Source organism: Burkholderia sp. 3C (assembly GCF_054589155.1).
In genome coordinates, this window is sequence record NZ_BAAILN010000092.1 from 207,781 (window position 1) to 229,300 (window position 21,520).

The window sequence follows — 21,520 nt, forward strand, 5'->3', positions numbered from 1 at the left end:
GCGGAAAGCGCTGCTATACAGGTAGCAAGATCGTCCGCGTGGCGTCAGTTGGATCGCCTGGATCGTTGTGGAATGGCAGCGTCGTCATTCGTTGCGGGCGCAACCGGATTGCCATGCACGGTGCGCACGCTCGCGTTGGTCGGCATGGGCGCGGCCTGCCTGTTGTTTCCGGAAATGGTCGCGCCCGCCACGGTAACGGCTTCGCTTGACGAGGTATTGGAAAGCGCGCTTGCGTGCGTCGGCCGGATCGGCCTGCCGGCCGCGCTCCTGATGCCGACCTGTTCTGTGTCGCGCGAATCGGGGATGACGGGGTTCGTTCTGACGATCCGGTCGCGGCGGCTGGCCGCCGCAGCGCTGGATCGCACTCACGCAGCGCTAACTGCGTTTCACAAGCACTTCAACGCCACTTCCGGCCGAACGAAACGGTACGACTCCGTGATCAGTTCGTCGACCTTCAGGCTTTCGCGCTGCCGACGCGCCGCCTCGCGCATCGTGTCGTCGATGTTGACGTTCAGCGCCTGCTGACGCGACGCGAAATCCGGGTCGCCTTCCTTGATCGGCACACGCGAATTGGCCAGCTTGGCCGCCGCATCGGTGGCCAGTTGCGGCCGGTCGAGCACGCGATGCACGTCGCGCTCGCTGCGGCGATCGTTGCTGCGGATCGTGAAATCCGCCTGGTCGACGCGCCCGCTCGGGCTGTAGAACACCGCCGTCGCCAGCCCCTCCAGCGCGCAATCTTCCTCCTTGCGGCGATGCACGAGCTCGCGCGCCGGTCGCTCCGGCAAGGCCAGCCGCGTAATGCCGCGATCGTTGAGCGCGCCGAGAATCTCCTGGTGATCGTTCGGCACGCACACCTCGCGGCGCGCCGGCCAGAAATCGAAGTAACCGTAGCCGCCCCACCATTCGCCCACATGGATCGCGAAAATCTCCGGGTAAATCTTGCGTTCCTCGCGCCGGCTCGGCTTGACGTCGTAGAAACACATGCAGGCCACCTGGATCAGGTGCGTCGCGCCCAGCGCGGCCAGCGGATCGTAGATCAGGATGCCGAAGCGGTCGTGCGGGTTCCAGTCAGGGAACACGTTCCACTGATTGGCCGGCTTGCCGGCGAACTCCACTTCGTAGAAATCGGAACTCAATGCGCTGATCACATGCATGGCCTTGCCCTTTCCTGTTTCGAGTGCTGTCGGACCCATCACGCCTGGAGAAAAACGGTCCGGCGTAGTACAGCATGGCGCGCCGAGACGGCGCAAGGCGCGGCAGACCGGCCCTGCCCCGCGCGTCGCTCCGTGACAATCTTTTTGTCCGAATCCGTCGTTTTTTGATCGAATCCGTCGATTTTTGTGCAACGCGGCATCGGCCCCATTTACAATTGCAAACGATTCTCGTTATTGAAATGAATCTCATCTACCAACCTTGACCCGAGCCTCAAGCCTTATGCCGCACCGTGGAAACTCGCACACCATGACCCGTCGCACGGCCGCCGCCCGCGCCGCCGAAGCCCTGTTCGTCGCCCTGATGGGCACCGCCGCGCTCCAGAGCGCGCAGGCCCAGACCGCCCCCGCCGCCTCTGCCGCACCCACCGCCCAAGCCGCTCCGGCCGCCGCAGACGCTGCGCAGCCGGTGACGGCCGCCCTGCCCGCCGTGTCGGTCAAGGCCAAGGCCGAGCCGGGCGAACTGCCCGCGCCCTACGCGGGCGGTCAGCTCGCGCGCGGCGGCAGCGTCGGCGTGCTCGGCACGGCCAACGTCATGAACCAACCGTTCAGCACGACGAACTACACGGAAGAACTGATGCGCGACACGCAGGCGCGCACCATCGCCGACGTGGTCGTCAACAACGCCTCGGTGCGGGCCGAGCAAAGCTCGGGCGGCTTCGGCGACGTGTTCCAGATTCGCGGTTTCGACGTGCAGGCCACCGACGTGGCGCTGAACGGCCTGTACGGCATGGTGTCGGCAGCGCGCGTGCCGGTGAACATGCTGGAGCGTGTGGAAGTGCTCGAAGGCCCTGGCTCGCTGGCCTACGGCATGGGCCCGGGCGGCAGCGTGGGCGGTGCGATCAACATCGTCAGCAAGCGCGCCGACGACACCCCGCTCACGCGCCTGACCGCCCTTTACCAGACCAAGGGCCAGTTCGGCGTGGCCGCCGACATCGGCCGCCGCTTCGGCAGCGAAGGCCAGTTCGGCGTGCGCTTCAACGGCCAGATCAAGGACGGCCAGACCGGCATCGCGCACGGCAACCAGTTGCAGGGCGACAGCGCGATCGGCCTCGATTACCGCGGCAAGCAACTGCGGTGGTCGTTCGACGCCTACAACGTGTCCGAAAACACGGACGATCTGAGATCACAGATCGGCTTCGGCACCGCCACCGCGGTGCCGGCCGTGCCGTCGGCGTACAGCACCTTGTTCCCCGGCGCGCAATTGAAGCTGCGCGACACCGCGCTGATGACGCGCGCCGAGTACGACATCAACCAGTACGTGACCGTGTACGGCGCGGCGGGCGAGCACTACGGCACGTCGGCGCAGAACTTCCCGTATGCATCGGGCCTGACCTCCAGCGGCGCGTTCGATGTGGTCAACGGCTATTACGACCAATACACGCGCACCAAGACCGTGGATGCCGGCTTCCGCTTCCACTTCGATACGTTCGGCGTGAAGCACACGCTGGTTGCGGGCGTTACGAGCCTGAATCAGGAAATCGGCTATTTCTACGCCTATGGCGTGAATTCGGTTTCGTCGAACCTCTACAACCCGGCGCCGCTGCCCTCCGTCGGCCTGCCGCGCGGCGACATGCAGCGCAGCAGCCAGACGCACCTGAACAGCCAGCAGGTGATCGACACGATGTCGTTCTTCAACGACCGCGTGCTGCTGACGGGCGGCTTCCGCCGCCAGACCGTTGGTCAGGATAACTACGATCCGACCTCGGGCGCGTTGCAAAGCACGATCGACCAGCAGGCCATCACGCCGCTGGCCGGCTTCGTGGTCAAGCCGCTGTCGAATATTTCGGTGTACGGCAATTTCACGTCCGGCCTGTCGGTCAGCAGCCCGGCCCCGGCCGGCTCCGCCAACGCGGGGCAAGGGTTCGCGCCGTACAAGTCGAACCAGTACGAAGCCGGCGTGAAGGCCGATTGGGGCCGCGTGATGACGCAGGCCGCGATCTTCCAGATCTCGCAGCCGAACGCCGTGACCGACCCGGTCAGCAATATCTACAGCTACAACGGCATGACGCGCGTGCGCGGCCTCGAACTGTCCGCCTACGGGCAGGTCACGCGCGACCTGCGCGTGATGGCGAGCGCGACGTTCTATGATCCGAAGGTGTCGGGCACCGCGGGCGGCGCGCAGGATGGCAACGTGGCGGGCGGCGTGCCGAAGTTCGCGTTCAATTTGGCGGCTGATTACGGTTTGCCGTGGGTGCCGGGCTTGAGCGTTAATGGCCGCATCATTCATACCGGTGCGCAGTACTACGATTCGAGCGACGCGCTGCGTTTGCCGGCGTGGACGCGTTACGACGTGGGCTTGCGGTATGCCACGCGCATTGCGTCGAAGGATGTGGTGCTGCGGGCGAATGTCGAGAATATTTTCGGCAGCCGGTATTGGATTCAGCAAGGGACGTATGTGACGAATGCGGCGCCGCGGACGTTGTTGTTGTCGGCGCAGTTTGATTTTTGAGTGTGGGGGTATGAGAAGATGGGCGGCTTTGGGCCGCCCGTTTTTGTTATTTGCCCAGACCTTCTGGCGAACGCCTATGCCTGAGAATTGGAAAGCACCGACACAAAGGGATCGAGATCATCCGAATCATCTTCCATTAAAATCACCAGCTTTCCTGCGGAAATATTTTCCTTGAAGGCCTTTTCGATTTCTTTTCGGATGTCCGGATCGGTCAGAGCCACATACAGCTTCTTTCCAGCGTCGAGCAGCGGCTTGAACTCGTCCACCGTATCCAGAGCAAGCGTCATCATTTCGACACGGCGAATATCGACGTAAACATCCCTGCACTCCGGATGTACGTAGATGGCAGGGCATTCCCTCTGGTCCACCTCCGCCCGACACTTTTCCTTTGTGCCCGCCAAAGTCGGGTGCGGGTTATCGATATCGAACTGTATGCCATTGGCCCATTTGGCATGCGCTTTACTTTTGATCGTTACCTTGCCTTGCTTGACGTGATCCCTCTGAAACGCCCTCAAGGCGATCATCCCGCCACGCCCATCAATTTCATCGGACAGATTTTCGAGCAGGTACGGTTTCCCGTCGTCATGGAAGACAACCCCGCTCGGAAGCACGTTGACACGCACCCTATTAGCCCGGCCATGTTCAATTGCATTCAACGCCAATTCTTTTATCACGACACATAGCTTTTGCGCCAGATATGGCGAGATCGATTCGCTGCCGGTATAGAAGTCGATGACGGAATCCAGCCCTCGAAGAGCATGATTGACCTCAACGGCAAGCTTGCCTTCATTCCCGAGCAAATCCTTGCGCAGCTCGAATGAGTGGCCTCGAATAACGTCCGCGAAGCTTTGCACGGCTTCCTTGCGTTCGTCATTAAGCGGAATGGCGGGCAAACCACGCAGGAATACTTGCGCCGCTTTTTTCGCTGCGTCGTCCTGCGCTTCACGATCGAATTCATCGTCGCCGTAGTCGGACACCGCTTTGATCACGAGCCAGGGGATCGACTTGTTATGGCACGACGGCACGACGGCAAACCCCTCCATTTCCCCGCCATGCGCGGCAGGAAATTGGGCAAGGAGTTCCTCGCGAGCTTGTGTTCCTTTGTATAGCTGCTCTTCGGAAAGCATCGTCGCCGGCGCGATCGAGTCGACACCTGTGAAGCCTTGCACGGCTTCGTCAGGCAGGGTGGTCTCGAACGTCTTCGGAATGACGGCGGTCACGCCCGACTGCTCGGCAACAGAACGATTCACCGAAATAAGCGTGCCACTCACTAAAACACGACCAATCGATACCCGTTGAGGATTCCCCCAGCACACGCCGCAAAGCACTACGGCGGCTGGCGTGGGATATCGTTCGTTGGCAATGAAATCGCTTAAAAAACGCGAAGCCGCACCCGATCCGGAGAAAGCGCCATCGCCATCGAGCACCAGCACGACTCTGTCGTCGGCAACGCACAAGTAGGCTCGATGCGAATCATGTTGCGTAACCAGCTTCCGACTTGCCTGCATGACATCAAGCACCGCTTTTCGCTCATGCGAATTGGTCGTGAGCACCACGACAAATGCGCGATCGAGAATATCCCTATAGGCCTTAAGATGAAGCACGCTCACCTCTAAAAATTCTGATTTTTAATTAAAATTCGCTGCTTGAAAGAGACATTAAAACCACCCCAACGCCCGCTCCACCCCACGCCGCGCATCCGCCTCCACCACCGCATCATGCGCAACGATCACCCGCGTAAACGGCCAGGCCAGAATCCGCTCCGCACTGACCCGCGCGGCGGCACGATCCTTCACCGCCATCCGCACCGTGCGCGGCACGGCCAACTGCGTCCTCACCCCCGTCAACGACGCATACAAGCGCGACGCCAACGGCAACTCCCCCCGCCACCACTGGCACAGGTCCGTCAGGATCAGCGTGCCCGACGCGCGATGCAGCCAGACCGTTTCGTTGCCCAAAGGAATGCCGTCGAACGGAATCTGGTCGAGATCGTCGCGCCATTCCGGCTCGACCTCGCGGCCCAGTTCTCGCAGATTGCGCAAATCAGGACGCTTCTTGCCGAGGCCGCGCACGCCGTACAGCGCGGCGTCCGGAAACGCGGCCGCACAGTCGCCGGCGAACAGATGATGCATTTTGTTAGGCGCCACGATATAGCGCACCGTGCCCAGCGCCGCGAGTTGCGCGCGCACGTCGGGCGACAGCGGCACGGGGGAATGCAGCCACAGCGAGCCGTCCTTGAAACGAACGACCGTCATGCGCGACGTCACGCGCAGGCCGCTTGCCGTAAAGCTGTGGGGGAGATGCCAGAGATCGGGCGCGATGGCTTCGAGCATGGTGGGTCGGGTCTCTCGTTGTCTTGTGTGTCGCGTCGCAGGCAGCGCGCGAGGTGTCGGTCGATGCCGGGGCGGGCTTGTGACCCTGCCCGGCGCCAGCGAGCATCGCATTCACCATCAGCACAAGTCAATGCCGATCGATCGCGCGCTCAACGCCGCTTGCGCACGGCGCCCGCCCACGGCGCCGTGGCGAACTCGTCGGCCATCCAGTCGATGAACGCGCGCACCTTGGCCGGCGTGTATTGCGCGGACGCACGCACGACGTGCATGACCTCGTCGCCGGCCACGTCCCAACCGGGCAGCACGGTCACGAGGCGGCCGTCGCGCAGCGCGTCGGCCACGATCCAGTCGGCGCTGAACGTCACGCCGGTGCCCTGCAGCGCGGCATGAAACGCGGCGTCGATGTCGTCGGTGGCGAGCCGCGAACGCGTGCGCACCGCCTGCCGTTCGCCGCGCCGCGACAGATGCCAGACCGGATGCGAGGCCATCGGCGTGAAGCCGATGCACGCGTGCTGCACAAGGTCGCGCGGGTGCCGAATCGGCGCATGCGCAGCCAGGTAAGCGGGCGACGCACACAACAGCCGGCGCATGCCGAGCACGCGCCGCGCGACGAGCCGGCTATCGTCCAGCCGCCCGATCCGCACGCCCGCATCGAAGCGCTCGGCAATCAGGTCAACGAAACGATCGGTGAAGCTGGCCTCCACGTCGAGCGACGGGTAACGCGCGAGAAACGCGGGCAGGCGCGGCGCGATCCAGCGCCGCCCAAATCCGGCGGGCAGGCTCACGCGCAGCAGGCCGGTGGGCGTGGCGGCCAGCGAACGCGCCTCCTCCTCGCCGGAGCGGATCAATTGCATCGCCTCCTGCACGCGCTCGCGCAGGCGCAAGCCCGCCTCGGTGGGCGACAGGCGACGCGTGGAGCGCTCGACGAGACGCGTGCCGAGACGCGTCTCCAGCGCCTTCAGCCGCCGCGAGATCACGGAGCTGTCGCGCCCGAGCTGGCGCCCGGCCGCCGTAAAGCTGCCGGTTTCGAGCACCGCCAGCAACGCGCCGATTTCATCCGATTCCGTGCCGTTCATTGCTGCACTCCATGCAAGGGTGTCGTGTTTTCGCGATCGATTATAGGGTTTCGCCTCCCCTAACATGGAGGCTCGATTTCATCAGGAGCCAACCATGCGTGCGTATCGATTGACCACCGGCGACCCTTTTCAACTGACGCTGGACGAAGCCACCGCGCCACGCCCGGCGGCCGACGAAGTGCTGATCCGGCTTCACGCCGCCGGCCTCAACTACCTCGACCTGATGGTGGCCTGGGGCCGCTTCGGCAACACCGCGCCGCCGTTCGTGCCCGGCACCGACGGCGCAGGCGAGATCGTGGAAGTGGGCGAACGCGTGCGCGGCTGGGCGCCGGGCGAGCGCGTGATGGCAGGCGCGTTCGTCGACTGGCAGGCCGGGCTGCCGAGCGCGGCCAACGGTGCGCGCATTCGCGGCGTCACGATGCCCGGCTCGCTGGCGGACTACGCCGTGGTGCCGGCCGGCGCACTGGTTCGGATTCCCGACGGCATGCCGTACACGCAGGCCGTCACCTTGCCGATCGCGGCCACCACGGCCTGGAACGCGATCGTCAAGAGCCGCACCGGCCCCGCCTCGACGGTGGCGCTGCTCGGCACGGGCGGCGTAAGCCTGTTCGCGCTGCAATACGCGAAGGCGGCCGGTGCGCGCGTGATCATTGCTTCGTCATCCGATGAAAAACTGGCGCGCGCACGCGAACTGGGCGCGGACGTGCTGATCAACTACCGCACCCGCCCCGCCTGGGACGAGGCCGTGCTCGACGCCACCGGCGGCGAAGGCGCCGACCTCGTGGTGGAGACGGTGGGCGGCGGCACGTTCGCGCGCTCGATCAACGCGGCGAAGATCGGCGGCACGATTTACGTGGTGGGTTTTATCGGTGGCATGGACGTGACGATGCCGGTGCTGCCCGTGATGATCAAGACGCTGAACATCCTCGGCAGCCAGACGGGCTCGACGCACGACCTCGAAGGCGCGGTGCGCGCGCTGCATCAGAACCGCATCGAGCCGGTGATCGATCGGGTGTTCCCGTTCGAGGCGGCGCAGGAGGCGTATCGCTATCTGGCCTCGGGGGCGCACTTCGGCAAGGTGATCGTCGATTTCGGGCGGGAAGCGGCTTGAAGCCGTGCCCTGAAACTTCGCCTCAGGTGCGTAGAAACGCGGCAAGCGCCTCGAAGCGCCGCCGCGTTTCATCCTCGAACAGGCGAACCACGATCGGCTTGCCGTGCCGGTCGAGCCAGTTGGGACGCAGGCTGAAGCGCACCGTGTAGATCAGGTCAGACTGGCCGCCGCCGAGGTCGCGATGGCGAATCGAGGCGGTCCAGGTGCGGAAGATGCCGGCCGGTGCAACCAGCGTGGCGGCGGCCAGCAGCGGCGGCTGGTAGGACACGAAACGCGTGCGCAGGCAGAACAGGCTTTTCCAGCCGCGCCCGACGTTGACCGAAATCGCGCCGACATGCGGATAGCGATGGCCGCCCTCCACGCCGGCCGTCTTGAGCAAGGTGTCCCAGCGCAGCCGCGTGTCGTGGTTGTGGAACGCTTCGAACACCTCGGCCGAGGTGGCGGGCATGCGGAACGTCAGGCGGCTGATCATGGCGGCAGTCAGTGGCCGGCGGCGGCCAGCAGCGCCTCGACCAGCGGCTTGCCGTGCAGGCCGTCGAGCCAGCGCGCCGGCAAACCCGCCTCGCCATGCACGAGGCCGGCCAGGCCGCCGGCGATGGCGGCGGTCGTGTCGGTGTCGTTACCGAGCTGCACCGCGCGCTTGATGCACGCCTCGAAGCCGTGCGTCGACAACAGGCAATGGATGGCCGACCAGAAGCTGTCGACCACGTAACCCGAGCCTTGCGGCGCGTCGAAGCGGCCGTCGAGCACGATCTTCAGTTCGGCTTCCTCAACAGTGGCGGCGCAGCGCGCCAGCAGCACGTCTTCCGCCGCGCGCACGGCATCGGCCGCGCTCAGGCCGTCGAGAATCTCCATCGCCGTCACCGCGTAGAGCGCGCAACACAGTTGCGAGCGCACATGCCCGTGCGTGACCACGCTCTGCTTGCGCGCCAGCGCGATCGCTTCGTCATGGGAAGCCGCCACCAGCACCACCGGCAGGCAGCGCATCAGCGAGCCGTTGCCGTTGTCGCGCTCGCCGTCGGGGCCGGCCTGCGCGGGCGCCACGCCGGCGCTCAGTTGCTGGAGCGCGCGCTGCGTCTGCAGACCGACGTCGAATACCTTGCCGTCGGGCGTGAATGCGCCGCGATGAAACCAGTCGCGCAGGTTGCCGGCGAACGTATCGAGATCGAGCGCGCGGTCGCGCCGCAACGCGTCGAGCAGCGCGAGCGCCTGCGCGCCGTCGTCGCTCCAGGTGCCGGGCGGCACGCCGTGGTGCGCGCGCTCGAAACCGGGCGGCGGCGTCATGTCGATATCGCCGGGGCTCAGGTGGGAAAGCGAGGCGGCGCTGTGGAATTCGTAAGGAACGCCAAGCGCATCGCCGAGCAGCAGGCCGTAGAGGCCGCCGCGCAGGCGGCAGATTCGGAAGGGCGCAGGCGTGGTCATGCGGGGAAGTCGAGAGTGCCAATGGCACACATCATCGCCGAAGTCGCGCGGTTCGACCAGCGCACCGAGCCGGTGTGCGGACGGATCGAGAGCCGCGCCGTGACGCTCATCGAATCGGCTTCGCCGCTCAGAGCGATCCGAGCCGCGTGTTCACGCGCACGCTCTGCGTAACGTCGAGCGCGGCCGCCGCTTCTCAGGCACGCCCCAACGCCGCCTCCGCGTGCTGTCTGCCCCGTGCCACGGCCGGCGCGCTGCGCGACGGCGCATCGTTGGCCACCACGCTCGCGCCGCCCTTCGTCTTCAGCTTCACCGGCTGCGCCGTGCGCGGCACGCTGACGCCGGCCAGTTCGCAGTACAGATCGATATACCGCGCAACCGGCCCCGCCCAACTCGAATCGCGCTGCATCGCATTGCGCTGCAAGACACGCCAGGTTTGCGGCTGCGCGAACCGGTCGAACGCGCGACCAAGCGCCTGCACGATGTCCTCGGCGCGTTCGCCGTCGAACAGGAAGCCGGTGGCATTGCCGACCTGGGCCTGCGGATCGGCACACGTGCTCGCGTCGCGCAGCGGCGCATCGACGATCGTATCGGCCAGCCCGCCCACGCGCGACGCCACCGGCACCGTGCCGTAGCGCATCGCATAGAGCTGCGTCAGCCCGCACGGCTCGAAACGGCTCGCGTGCAGCAGGATGTCGGCGCCCGCATGCAACCGGTGTGCGCGCGGTTCGTCGTAGCCCACGTGCACGCCGAGCCGGCCCGGCCACTGCGCCGCCAGCCGTCGCAGTTCCCGTTCGATGCCGGCCTCGCCCTGCCCCAGCACCGCGAACTGCGCGCGCGGCCAGCGTTCGAGCGCGTCGCCGATCGCCTCGCACAGGCGGTCGGCCAGCTTCTGCGTGGTCAGGCGGCTGCCGATCGCCACCAGCGGCGCGAACGGATCGATCTGCAATCCGTAACTTTGTTGGAGCGCCTTCTTGCAGGCGTGCTTGCCGGCCAGATCGTCCACGCCGTAGCACTGCGCGAGCGTATCGTCGTGCAGCGGGTCCCACAGCGCATCGTCGATGCCGTTGACGATGCCCGACAGCTTGTCGAGATGCGCGCCGAGCACGCCTTCCATGCGGTTGCCGAAGCGCGGCGTCAGGATCTCCTGCGCATAGCGCTCGCTGACGGCCGACAGGCGGTCCGCATAGACGATCGCGGCCTTCATGCAACTGAGCATGCCGTAGAACTCGATACTGTGCGGCTCGTTGGGTGCAGCCGCCAGCAGCTCGGACGGAATGCCGGCGTACGGCGCGAGCCCCGGCGGATAGTTGCCCTGGAACGCGAGGTTGTGGATCGTAAACACGCTGCGCGCCCGCGCGCCGGCCAGCTTCATCAGCAGCGGCGTGAGGCCGGTGTGCCAGTCGTGCGCATGCACCACGTGCGGGCGCTTGACGCCGCGCACGCCGGAGGCGATCCGTGCCGCGGCGGCCGACAGCGAGGCGAAACGCACGAAGTTGTCGACGTAGTCGCGGCCGCCCTCGTCCTGGTAGAGGCCGCTGCCGCGGTGGCCATACAGGTGGTTCATTTCGAGCAGCAGCACGGGCACGCCGGTATCGGGCATGGTGGCGCGCCAGAGGCGCGCGTCGCCGCCGGGCAGATCGCGGATCAGGCCGATCGGCGTGGGCGCGACGGCCTGCTCGAAGGCGCTTTCATAACCGGGCAGCAGGATCGAGACATCGACGCCGCGCCGACGCAGCGCGCCGGCCGACGCGCTGACCATATCGCCGAGGCCGCCGCTCTTGGCAAGCGGCGCCGCTTCGGCGGCAACCATCAGGACGTTAAGCGACAAGGTAGTTCCCCAAGGTGCGTGCAAGTAAGTAATGCGCGAAGCGAACGTCGACGGAAGCGGCGGTGCGGCGCGAAGGCGATGGAATGCAACGCCTAGGCTTTAGCAAACTCCAAGCCAGCTTCGCGGCGGACGCTTAAAAAAGATGCCGAAACACGGCGCAAGCGCGCCGCGCAAGGGCGCGCGTGTTGCAGCGCAAAACAAGGGGCGGAAGACGCCCGAAGCGCCGCGAAACGAGGCCCGTGTAGTTTTGACAGCGCTCGATCGGGCGCTTGTAGTTTTCGCCAAAGCACGCTGCCCGAGCACGGCCGGCCACGCAAAAAAGGCCTGCCGATCGCCCGGCAGGCCTTGTTCGACGCTTGTGCAATGCTTGGGAAAACGGACGACCTTGCCGCTACCAGCGCAGCACGCGCCGCCCGAGCGCGCCGCCGATCAGCGCCGGCACCAGCATGCCGACCGGATACCAGACGGCCCAGAACGGCACGGCCATCTCGGGGCAGCGCAGCGAATAGACCAGCGCGCCGATCGCGCCGGCCAGCAGCCCGGCCACCCGGCCGGCCGCCACCGGCCGGGTGGCGGCCAGCCCGCGCATGGCGCACAGCAGCACCACCAGGGCCGGCACCGACAGGCCGACGATATAGAGCGAACAGGTGCGCCAGGTGCGGCCGAGCACGAGATCGACGCGCGCCTCGGCCGGCGTGACGGCCAGCACCAGCCCCGCCGCCACCGCCACCACCGCAACCGGCAGCGCCAGCGCGAACCACGCGCGCCCGACCGGCATGCCGGGCCGCGACAGCCGCGCGCCCACCCACACGGCGGCGAGCGTCATCGAGGTGGGCAGCATCACCTTGGCCCAGAACATCGGCCGCGCGAACGCGGCGGCGATCCGCAACGTGTCGCCCCAGATCGCCGGCAACAGCAGCAGCGCGGCGGCCAGGCCGGCCGCCACGGCCAGCCCGAGCTTGCGGCCGACCTCGGCGCGGCCCGGCAGGCGCGGCGCGTCCACCAGGTTCATGATCAGCTCGTCAGTCTTCATTACGGTCTCCTGCGCATTTGCCTCGAATTTTCGCCGCGAGCGCCTTCAGCCCGCGATGCACGCCGACCTTCACCGCCGATTCCGACAAGCCCGTGGCCGAGGCCGTCTCCGCCACCGACATGCCCCACAGCCGCATGTGCTCGATCGGCACGCGCTGCCCGTCGGGCAGCGTCGCCAGCAGTTGCGCCACGTCGCGGCGCGCGTCGGCGGCCTCGCTGCCCGATTCGACGAACAGGTCGCCGTCGTCGTCGAGCGGTTCGTGCAGCGCGTCCCAGCGGAACCGCGCGCGGTGATAATCGGCCACCTTGTAGCGCACGATCGCGCTGATCCAGGCCGTCAGCGGCACGTCGGGCCGGAACGTTTCCAGGCCGTTGTGAACCGCCATCAGCACTTCCTGCAGCAGATCCTCGACGTCCTCGTCGCGGCGGCGCAGCCTGGCCCGCAGGCGGGCGCGCAGCACCCGGGTCAGCTCTTGCAGGAAATGGCGATAGGCGGCCTTGTCGCCGTCGATCGAGCGCAGCAGCAGCGCGGTCAGTCGGCGTTCGGCCTCGGAAAGCCCGGCGGCTCCGGCGCGGGGGCTGGCGCCGGCACGCCGGTCAGCCGGCGCTTCGCCCGGGCGCGGGTCGCGGGCCATCGTCATGGCGGGCGTGGACACGATGCGTCGGCTCCGTGCGAACGCCGCGTCAGGCCGACACGCCGCGCGCCGCGCGCGGAGCCGCGCCGAGCCGGGCATACCAGGGCCGCAGCAGGCGGTCCACCGAGAACGGCCCGGAACCGCCGAGCATCAGCGCGACGATGCCCGCCACGTACAGCAGGTCGGCCTCGACACCGGGCGGCCCGAACTTCGGCACGCCGTTCACCACGTCCATCAGCTTGATCGACGTGAAGCCGTATTGCAGGTGGACGGTGGCCGACGCGACCAGCAGCACCGCCAGCATCGGCCACGCCACCAGCGGCACGAACGCGCCGACCAGCACGGCGAGGCCGCCGCCGAGTTCGATCGCGATCGTCGCCCAGGCCATCAGGTGCGGCGCGGGCACGCCGAGCGCGTGCAGGATCGCCGCGAAATGCTCGGGATTCTTGAGGATTTTCGCGTAGCCGTGCGCCAGGTAGCCGTAACCGACGATCGCGCGCACCGGCAACGGCGCCCAGGTCCGGCAGCGTGCGGCCAGCCAGGTCGGGTCGAATAGTCGGGAAAGCGAACGAAACGTCGTGGCGGGCATGGCGGCATCCTGTGTCGAGAGGCGGAACGCGCCGTGATGCGGCGCGTGTCTTCAACAGATCGTTTCGGATGCCGATCCGGTTACACGACGCGGAAGATTTTTCGCGGATTGGCGGGCACGCGCGACCCGACTCGCGCTACAAGGGCCGGAACGCCCCGGCGCCCTCGCCCGCTGCGGCTACAATTGGCGTTTGCCGCGCGCATCGCACCGCGCCGCGGCACCGATCCGACCGGCGCAGCCTCCGACACCATGAGCATCAAGCACGATTCCCAGCCCGAACCGGGCGCCCCCGTCCGCATGGCCGACGTCGCGCGCCTCGCGGGCGTCTCGAAGATGTCCGTCTCGCGCGTGCTGACCGGGCAGCATGTGAGCGACGCCACGCGCGCCGCCGTGATGGACGCGGTGCGCCAGACCGGCTACGTGGCCGACGCGGTGGCCGGCGCGCTGTCCTCGGGCCGCGCCAATATCGTCGCCGTGATGGTGCCGTCATTGTCCAGTTCGAACTTCGCCGAAACGGTGCGCGGCCTCAACGAGGTGGCCGAAACACGCAACCTGCGGCTGCTGCTGGCCAACACCGAATACCAGGTCGAGCGCGAGGAGGCGCTGATCGCCTCGCTCCTGAGCCACCAGCCGCGCGGCATCGTGCTGACGGGCGGCCACCACACGCCGCGCGCACGCGCGATGCTCGAACAGGCGCGCATTCCGGTGATCGAAACGTGGGAGTTGCCGGCCGATCCGATCGACCGCGTGGTGGGGTTCTCGAACGAGGAAGCGGCCGCCGCGATGGGCGGCTACCTGTATCAGCGCGGCTATCGCCGCATCGGCTTCGTGGGCGGCACGACGCGCCTGGACTTGCGCGGCCTCGCGCGCCGCAACGGCTATCTGGCGGCGGTCGAGGCGGCGGGCCTGCACGCGCCGCGCGAGGCCACGCCGGCCGACGGCAACACCAGCATGGCCCACGGCGTGGCGATGGAAAACGCCGCCGCCGCGCTGACCCGGCTGCTCGCCGAATGGCCCGACACCGATGCCGTGATGTGCACCAGCGACATCCACGCGTTCGGCGTGATCATGGCCTGCCAGCGGCTCGGCCTGAAGGTGCCCGACGATATCGCCGTGGCCGGCTTCGGCGATTTCGAACTGGCGCGGCACTGCTACCCGTCGATCACCACGGTATCGGTGGACGCCTACGGAATCGGCCGCTCCACGGGCCTCTCGCTGCTGGCGGCGATCGACGCCAGCGAACGGCCCAACGCATCGCGCCGCGAAACGGCCTCGTCCAAGGCGCAGCGCACGCTGCACGACGCGCCGGCCCTGATCCGTATTCCTTACGAAGTGGTGGCGCGCGAAAGCGCCTGAGCGCAAGGCCCGATCGGCCGGATCAGCGGGCCGCCACGCCCGCCTTCACGTCAGGCCGACGCTTTCGGCAAATGCGCCGTGAACTCCGTCACGAGCGGCTCGCCGGCTGAAAACGCATCGAGGTTGGCGCGCACCAGCCGCGCCATCGCCGCGCGCGTTTCCACGGTCGCGCTGGCGCGATGCGGCGACAGCACCACGTTCGGCAGCGCCAACAGGCGGCGGTCGATCGCCGGCTCGTTCCAGAACACGTCGAGCGCCGCGCCGCGCAGGCGCCCGTCGCTCAGGTAATCCACCAGCACCGGTTCGTCGAGAATGCTGCCGCGCGCGATATTGATCAGGAATCCGTTCGGTCCGAGCGCCTCGAACACCTCGGCGCCGATCGCGCCGCGCGGGATCTGATCGGCCGCCGCGCACACCATCAGGAAATCGACGTTGGCCGCCAGCGCCGCCGCGCTGTCGTGGAAGGCGTACGGCAGGTCGTCGAAGCGCGCGCGGTCGTGATACGCGATCTGCATGTCGAACGCCGCCGCGCGCCGCGCCACCGCGCGCCCGACCCGCCCCAGGCCGATGATGCCGAGCCGCTTGCCGTACATCCGCGAGGTCAGCGCGAAATGCTCGCGGCCCCACTCGCCGGCCCGCACGCGCGCATCGTTGGCGGCGATCTCGCGCGCCAGCGCCAGCATCAGCGCGAGGCCCAGGTCGGCCACGTCCTCGGTCAGCACGTCGGGCGTATTCGTCACACGAATGCCCTTCGACGCGGCGTGCTTCAGGTCGATCGCATCCACCCCCACGCCGTACGACACGATCGCCTCCAGCTTCGGCAGCGCATCGATCAATGCCGCGTCCGCGCCGGCCTCGCCGTTGGTGGCCAGCACCCGCACTTGCGGTGCGAGTTCGGCAAGCAGCGCGGCCCGATCGGGCGCATCGGCCAGCACATGCAGCGTGTAGCGCTCGGCCAGCACGATCATGTCCGCCTCGGGATATCGGGTAACAACCAATACGGGTTCCTTGGACATACACGTCTCCTTTATGTTAGATTTTGCATCACTTGGTTATCGATAACCAAGTGTAGCCGAAGCCGCTCGAACGATGGAAGACGTTTCGATCACCGAAGCGATTTCGCCGCGGCCGGACGCGCGCCAGGATCGGCACGCGACAACAAGAAGCCGGACATGGAGACAGACAGATGACGACCCACCGTGACGCGTTCACGCCCGTGACGCAGTCTGATGCCGCGAGCGCGCGGCCCGATTCCCCCGATGCGGCCGCCGCCGCGCCGGTCAGCGCGCAGCAGCTACGCCGCGCGATCCTGACGAGCGCGGTGGGCAGCGCGCTCGAATACTACGATTTCGCCATCTTCGGCCTGGCCACCGCGCTGATCTTCAGCCGCGTGTTCTTCTCCTCGTTCGATGCCCACGCGGGCCTGCTCGCGAGCTTCGCCACTTATGGCGTGGGCTTCCTCGCGCGGCCGCTCGGCGGCGTGTTCTTCGGCTCGCTCGGCGACCGCAAGGGCCGCAAGTTCGTTCTCCTGATGACGATCGCCATCATGGGCGTATCCACCACGCTGGTCGGCCTGTTGCCGGCCGGCCCGCTCGGCGCGGTCGGGCTGATCGTGCTGCGGCTGATCCAGGGCTTCGGCGCGGGCGCGGAACAGGCCGGCGCCTCGACGCTGATGGCGGAAGTCGCGCCGGTAAAGCGGCGCGGCTATTTCGCGGCGTTGCCGTTCGTCGGCATCTTCGCGGGCTTCGGCATCGCCACCGCCACCTTCAGCCTGATGCAGCACTCGATGGATACCGCCACGATCCTGGCCTGGGGCTGGCGCCTGCCGTTCCTGGCCAGCGTGGTGCTGATCGCCGTGGCGATCTGGATCCGCCTCAAGCTGCGCGAAAGCCCGGCCTTCGCCGCGCTCGAAAGCGGCCATCAGGTGGCGCGCTCGCCGATCCGCCAGGTCGTGCAGCACGCGCGCCGGCCGGTGCTGGCGGCGGTGCTGATGCGCCTCGCCGAACAAGGCGGCTCGACCATCTACACCACCATCGTGATCGCATTCCTGGGCGGCACGGTGGCCACCCGGCTCGGCCTGCCCAGCGCGCAGCTCGCGAAGATCGGCACTTCGTGCGCGATCATCGTGACGCTGGCCAGCGTGATCACCACGCCGCTGTTCGGCGCGCTGTCGGATCGGTTCGGACGCAAGACCATCTACCGCGCCGGCGCGATCTTCATGCTGGTGTGGGCGGTGCCGGCCTGGTGGATGATCAGCACGGGCGACCCGCTGTGGGTGGGCATCGCCATGTTCGGCGGCTTCGCGCTCGGCGCGAACAGCATGCTCGGCGCGCAATGCGCCCACTTCGCCGAACTGTTCGGCAACCGCTACCGCTACTCGGGCGTGGCGCTCTCGCGCGAGATCGGCGCGGTGCTGTCGGGCGGCCTCGCGCCGATCCTCGGCATCTACCTGATCGGCCTGACCGGCGGCTCGTTCTGGGTGATGGGCATCTACACGGCGGTGCTGTCGGCGCTGACGCTGGTGGGCGTGTGGCTCTCCACCGAAACGCGCGGGCGCGACCTGACCGATCTGAACGATGCGGTGAACTGAACGTTTTTCTATCGGGCCGTGGCGCGCCGCGCGTGCCGGGCCGCAACCTCGGGAGTCGAACATGAATGAGAAGGTCGCCCTCGTCACCGGCGCCAGTTCCGGCATCGGACGCAGCGTGGCGCTGGGCCTGCTGCAGGCGGGTTATCGCGTGGCGCTGGCCGCGCGCAAGCTCGACGCGTTGCAGGCGGTGATCGCCGAATCGGGCGCGCAGGACCGCGCGCTGGCCATCAGTTGCGACGTCGGCGACGAAGCCGCCGTGGCCCGGCTGTTCGAGACGATCGAGGCGCGCTGGGGCCGGCTCGACCTGCTGTTCAACAACGCCGGGGTGTTCACGCCGCAATGCTCGATCGAGGAGATGCCGGTGGCGCACTGGAAACAGGCCGTCGACATCAACCTGACCGGCGCCTTTCTGTGCGTGCAGGGCGCGTTTCGCCTGATGAAGCAGCAAAGCCCGCGCGGCGGCCGGATCATCAACAACGGCTCGATCTCCGCGCATGCGCCGCGCCCGCAGGCCGCCGCCTACACGGCCACCAAGCACGCGATCAGCGGGCTGACCAAGGCCGCCTCGCTCGACGGCCGCGCCTACGACATCGCCTGCGGGCAGATCGACATCGGCAACGTGGTCAGCGACATGAGCAGCCTGATGGCGCAGGGCACGTTGCAGGCGGACGGCTCGCTGAAGGTCGAACCGCGCATGAGCATGGACAACGTGGTGCGCGCGGTGCTCTACATGGACAGCCTGCCGCTCGACGCCAACGTGCTGTCGATGACGGTGATGGCGAGCCACATGCCGTTCGTCGGGCGCGGCTGATCGCCGGGGCGCTTCATGGCGCGGCGATGAAGCGCCGATGACCGGTCACGCATCCCGCCTCTCGCGATCGATCAACACGATCAACATTTGAAACGGTTGCGCGGGGCGGCCCGCGTCGCTATCGTGAGAGGCTTTCGCAGCACCGCCCCCGGCCGCCCCTCTCGTGAACGCTTCCTCCCCCGCTTCTCCCGCCCTGAGCTTCCGCGACGCGCTGCTCGCGATGCTCGGCATCGGCCTCGTCAACATGCTGGTGGCGCTCGACCAGACGGTGGTCAGCACCGCGCTGCCGTCGATCGTCGCCGATCTGCACGGCTTCGAGTACTACGCGTGGATCGCCAGCGCCTACCTGCTCGCCTCGGTGGTGACGGTGCCGATCTTCGGCCGGCTCGGCGATTACTTCGGGCGCAAGCATTTCGTGGTGGCCGCGGTGGTGGTGTTCACGCTGGCCTCGGTGCTGTGCGCCGCCGCCGTCGACATGCGGATGCTGGCCGTGGCGCGCGCGCTGCAAGGCGTGGGCGGCGGCATGATGGTGGGCACCGCGTTCGCGTCGATCCCCGACCTGTTCCCCGACCCGCGCGAGCGGGTGCGCTGGCAAGTGGTGCTGGCCGCCACCTACGGCATCGGCACGGCCGCCGGGCCGTCGCTGGGCGGCTGGCTCAGTCAGCATTTCGGCTGGCGCTCGACGTTCCTGATCAACGTGCCGGTGGGCGCGCTCGCGCTGTACTTCATCGGGCGGCACCTGCCGATGATCGTGCGCCCGCGCGAAGGCAAGGTCCGCATCGACTACACCGGCGCGCTGCTGGTGGCGATCACGCTCGGCTGCCTGCAATTCCTGATCGAGGCGCTGCCGGTGCATGGCATCGGCACGGGAACGTTGACGCTGGCAGCCGTGGTGGTGCTCGCGTTCGTCGCGTTTCTGGTGTGCGAGCGGCGTGCCACGCATCCGATCGTGCCGCTCGATCTGTTTCGCGATCCTCAGCTTGTCACGCTGTTCCTGCTGTCGACGCTGGCCGGCTTCGTGATGTTCTCGCTGATCTTCTTCGCGCCGTTGCTGCTGCAAGGCGGCTTCGGCCTCGATCCGCAAACGGCCGGCCTGCTGGCCACGCCGATCGCCGCCTGCATCGCGCTCGGCAGCCTGATCAACATCCGCATCGTCACGCACCTGAAGAAGCCCACGCTGATCCTGTCGATCGGCTTCGGGCTGCTCGCCGCCGCCTCGGCCACGCTGGCGCTGACCGGCGCGCTGACGCCACGGCTGATCCTCGAAGTGGCGATGGGCGCGATCGGCATCGGGCTCGGCTTCATCCTCAACAACCTGAACATCTTCAGCCAGGAGATCGCCGGGCGCGAGCGCTTCGGCATCACCACCGCACTGCTGCAATCCACGCGGATGGTGGGCGGCATGCTCGGCACCAGCATCCTGGCAACCATCGTGCAGCACCGCTATGCGACCGGCGTGGGCGAGGCCCTCAGCGTGCTCGGCCCGGACACCGCCGCGCGCTGGCTCGCGCAACTGGCCGACCCGCGCGTGCTGGTCGATCCGGGCGTGGGCGAGGCGCTGCTGGCCAAGCTCCACGCGGCCGGGCTCGACGGCGGCGCGCTGCTCGAAGCCGCGCGGCGCACGATGGTGCAGTCGATCCACATCGGCATCGCGCTGGCCGGTTGCGCGGCCGTGGCCGCCGCGTGGCTGGTGCGCCGCATTGCGCATATCCGCTTCAGCAAGGCGCCGACGGCGGCCACGCAAAGCGCCGAGTAGTTCGGAACCATCGGCGCTGCGGGCCGTTGTGCCCGCTTCAGCAAGATACCGATCGCGACCACGCAAGGCGCCGAGTAGTTTGGAACGATCGGCGCTTCGGGCTGCCGTGCTTCGGTGTAGCTTCGGTGTAGCTTCGGTGCTGCTTCGGTGCTGCTTCGGTGCTGCTTCGGTGTAGCTTCGGTGCTGCTTCGGTGCTGCTTCAGTTCCGCGCCAATTCGAACGGGAACGCCGCGCGGCCGGTTTCCACGCCCTTCGTGTTGCGCATCGGCGGGCGATGGAATGCGGCCAGCGCCGCGCGCTGTTCGGCCGTGCCGATCGCGAGCCTGTCGAGCACCTCGCAGACGATCATCCCCAGCACCCCCACGTTGCCGTCCTCCACCTTGACCGACACGCCGATCGCGCCCGCCGCGCCGAGCCGGCGCGTGGCGTCCGAGGCGCGAATCCCCACCCCGTAGCAGCCGTCCGCGCCGAGCTTGCCGACCAGTTGGCCATCGAACGCCTGCATCAGTTGCGTGCAGAAGCGCCCTTCGCCCGCGACCAGTTCGGGATGGCGCGTCATCGCGTGATAGAGCCGCGCCAGTGCAGCGCGGCGCGCAGGTGCTTCGGCATCCTCAACGCCCTCGCCGGCTTCGGCGCGATCGGCCGCGTCGGCCAGCTTCATGTAGATCCGCGCGAGGCGATCGAGCGCGAACGCCGGCGTCGGCAGATTGCAGCCGTCCACGCCCCAGGCCACGGCGTCATCGGGCAGGTCGCACACCTCGGCCATGGTGCGCTTCACCCGCACCTGCATCGGGTGCGTGTCGAGGTGGTAATCGGCCAGCGCCGCGCCGATCGCGCGCGCGCCGGCCAGCATGCCGGCGTGCTTGCCCGAGCAGTTGCTGCACACCGCGCGCGGTTCGATGCCGCGCCGGACCCAGTCGCGCCAGACGGCGTCGGAGATCGGCGTGTGCGGGCCGCAGCGCAGGTCGTCCTCGCTCGCGCCGAGCTTGGCCAGCATCGCCTGGGCGCGCTCGACGTGGCGCGGTTCGCTGCTGTGCGAGGCGCACATCAGCGCAAGATCGGCCTCGTCGAAACCGAAGCGCTCCAGCGCCCCGGTTTCGAGCACGGCCAGCGCCTGCGCCGGCTTGGCCGCCGAACGGGCCAGCGTAATGCGCAGCGGGTCGCCGTGGCCGGCGAGCAGCCGGCCTTCGGTGTCGACCACGGCGATGTGCGCGTGGTGGACGTTTTCCAGCGCGTCGCCACGCCAGGTGGTGACGGCGGGGGACGCTGCGGTGGCGTGGGTCATGGGAGGTCTCCGGGCGAAGGGGGTTGCGGTTCA

General features: G+C 67.7%; 19 protein-coding genes. 7 read left to right on the plus strand and 12 right to left on the minus strand.

The features are described from left to right. Positions 1–386: 386 nt before the first annotated feature. The gene (locus tag ACYP33_RS17200; RefSeq protein ID WP_459622958.1) at positions 387–1,154 is read right to left on the minus strand and encodes a hypothetical protein; all 768 of its coding nucleotides are present in this window, start codon (positions 1,152–1,154) and stop codon (positions 387–389) included. 307 nt (positions 1,155–1,461) lie between these two features. Here ACYP33_RS17200 and ACYP33_RS17205 point away from each other — a divergent pair, with 307 nt between their 5' ends. Further along, entirely contained in the window at positions 1,462–3,663 is a 2,202-nt protein-coding gene (locus ACYP33_RS17205) for a TonB-dependent receptor (protein WP_459622959.1), read from the plus strand. 74 nt (positions 3,664–3,737) lie between these two features. On the opposite strand, the gene ACYP33_RS17210 is transcribed toward ACYP33_RS17205, so the two are convergent. The 3 genes from ACYP33_RS17210 to ACYP33_RS17220 form a co-directional block, all read right to left on the minus strand. Next, entirely contained in the window at positions 3,738–5,273 is a 1,536-nt protein-coding gene (locus ACYP33_RS17210) for a phosphorylase family protein (RefSeq protein ID WP_459622960.1), read from the minus strand. Between the two features lie 48 nt (positions 5,274–5,321). Then, the gene (locus ACYP33_RS17215; protein WP_414449275.1) at positions 5,322–5,996 is read right to left on the minus strand and encodes a DUF4336 domain-containing protein; all 675 of its coding nucleotides are present in this window, start codon (positions 5,994–5,996) and stop codon (positions 5,322–5,324) included. Positions 5,997–6,145: 149 nt separating this feature from the next. Further along, the gene (locus ACYP33_RS17220; RefSeq protein ID WP_459622961.1) at positions 6,146–7,072 is read right to left on the minus strand and encodes a LysR family transcriptional regulator; all 927 of its coding nucleotides are present in this window, start codon (positions 7,070–7,072) and stop codon (positions 6,146–6,148) included. A 94-nt stretch (positions 7,073–7,166) separates the two neighbouring features. Between ACYP33_RS17220 and ACYP33_RS17225 the strand changes: the two genes are divergently transcribed. After that, positions 7,167–8,183 (plus strand): zinc-dependent alcohol dehydrogenase family protein, encoded by a 1,017-nt coding sequence (locus ACYP33_RS17225; protein ID WP_459622962.1) that lies wholly within the window; start codon positions 7,167–7,169, stop codon positions 8,181–8,183. Between the two features lie 22 nt (positions 8,184–8,205). Here ACYP33_RS17225 and ACYP33_RS17230 read toward each other — a convergent pair whose 3' ends face one another. Together ACYP33_RS17230 and ACYP33_RS17235 are read right to left on the minus strand one after the other, a co-directional pair. Further along, positions 8,206–8,655, minus strand: a complete 450-nt coding sequence (locus ACYP33_RS17230) for an SRPBCC family protein (RefSeq protein WP_414445296.1) — start codon at positions 8,653–8,655, stop codon at positions 8,206–8,208. An 8-nt stretch (positions 8,656–8,663) separates the two neighbouring features. Then, a complete protein-coding gene (locus ACYP33_RS17235) occupies positions 8,664–9,605 on the minus strand; it encodes an ADP-ribosylglycohydrolase family protein (protein WP_459622963.1) in 942 nt (313 codons plus the stop codon). A gap of 21 nt (positions 9,606–9,626) precedes the next feature. Here ACYP33_RS17235 and ACYP33_RS17240 point away from each other — a divergent pair, with 21 nt between their 5' ends. Further along, entirely contained in the window at positions 9,627–9,776 is a 150-nt protein-coding gene (locus tag ACYP33_RS17240; protein ID WP_459622964.1) for a hypothetical protein, read from the plus strand. A gap of 22 nt (positions 9,777–9,798) precedes the next feature. Here ACYP33_RS17240 and glgA read toward each other — a convergent pair whose 3' ends face one another. From glgA to ACYP33_RS17260, 4 genes are all read right to left on the minus strand, one after another. Continuing rightward, positions 9,799–11,433, minus strand: coding sequence for a glycogen synthase GlgA (glgA, locus tag ACYP33_RS17245; protein WP_459622965.1), 1,635 nt, complete (start codon positions 11,431–11,433; stop codon positions 9,799–9,801). Between the two features lie 391 nt (positions 11,434–11,824). Further along, complete coding sequence (locus ACYP33_RS17250; protein ID WP_459622966.1) at positions 11,825–12,466, minus strand: DUF1109 domain-containing protein; 642 nt, start codon at positions 12,464–12,466, stop codon at positions 11,825–11,827. Then, complete coding sequence (locus tag ACYP33_RS17255; protein ID WP_459622967.1) at positions 12,456–13,121, minus strand: sigma-70 family RNA polymerase sigma factor; 666 nt, start codon at positions 13,119–13,121, stop codon at positions 12,456–12,458. The genes ACYP33_RS17250 and ACYP33_RS17255 overlap by 11 nt, the downstream gene beginning before the upstream one ends. 28 nt (positions 13,122–13,149) lie before the next feature. Next, complete coding sequence (locus ACYP33_RS17260; RefSeq protein WP_459622968.1) at positions 13,150–13,689, minus strand: DoxX family protein; 540 nt, start codon at positions 13,687–13,689, stop codon at positions 13,150–13,152. A 297-nt stretch (positions 13,690–13,986) separates the two neighbouring features. Between ACYP33_RS17260 and ACYP33_RS17265 the strand changes: the two genes are divergently transcribed. Next, positions 13,987–15,045 (plus strand): LacI family DNA-binding transcriptional regulator, encoded by a 1,059-nt coding sequence (locus tag ACYP33_RS17265; RefSeq protein WP_459623182.1) that lies wholly within the window; start codon positions 13,987–13,989, stop codon positions 15,043–15,045. A 50-nt stretch (positions 15,046–15,095) separates the two neighbouring features. Here the strand turns inward: ACYP33_RS17265 and ACYP33_RS17270 are convergent, their stop codons facing one another. After that, complete coding sequence (locus tag ACYP33_RS17270; RefSeq protein ID WP_414445304.1) at positions 15,096–16,061, minus strand: 2-hydroxyacid dehydrogenase; 966 nt, start codon at positions 16,059–16,061, stop codon at positions 15,096–15,098. 170 nt (positions 16,062–16,231) lie between these two features. Here ACYP33_RS17270 and ACYP33_RS17275 point away from each other — a divergent pair, with 170 nt between their 5' ends. From ACYP33_RS17275 to ACYP33_RS17285, 3 genes are all read left to right on the plus strand, one after another. Then, positions 16,232–17,635 (plus strand): MFS transporter, encoded by a 1,404-nt coding sequence (locus tag ACYP33_RS17275; RefSeq protein ID WP_414445305.1) that lies wholly within the window; start codon positions 16,232–16,234, stop codon positions 17,633–17,635. Between the two features lie 61 nt (positions 17,636–17,696). Further along, entirely contained in the window at positions 17,697–18,446 is a 750-nt protein-coding gene (locus ACYP33_RS17280) for an SDR family oxidoreductase (RefSeq protein WP_414445306.1), read from the plus strand. Positions 18,447–18,666: 220 nt separating this feature from the next. After that, on the plus strand, positions 18,667–20,202 hold the full coding sequence (locus tag ACYP33_RS17285; RefSeq protein WP_459623184.1) for an MFS transporter: 1,536 nt from the start codon (positions 18,667–18,669) through the stop codon (positions 20,200–20,202). Positions 20,203–20,401: 199 nt separating this feature from the next. Here the strand turns inward: ACYP33_RS17285 and ACYP33_RS17290 are convergent, their stop codons facing one another. After that, complete coding sequence (locus ACYP33_RS17290; protein WP_459622969.1) at positions 20,402–21,487, minus strand: asparaginase; 1,086 nt, start codon at positions 21,485–21,487, stop codon at positions 20,402–20,404. Between the last annotated feature and the right edge of the window lie 33 nt (positions 21,488–21,520).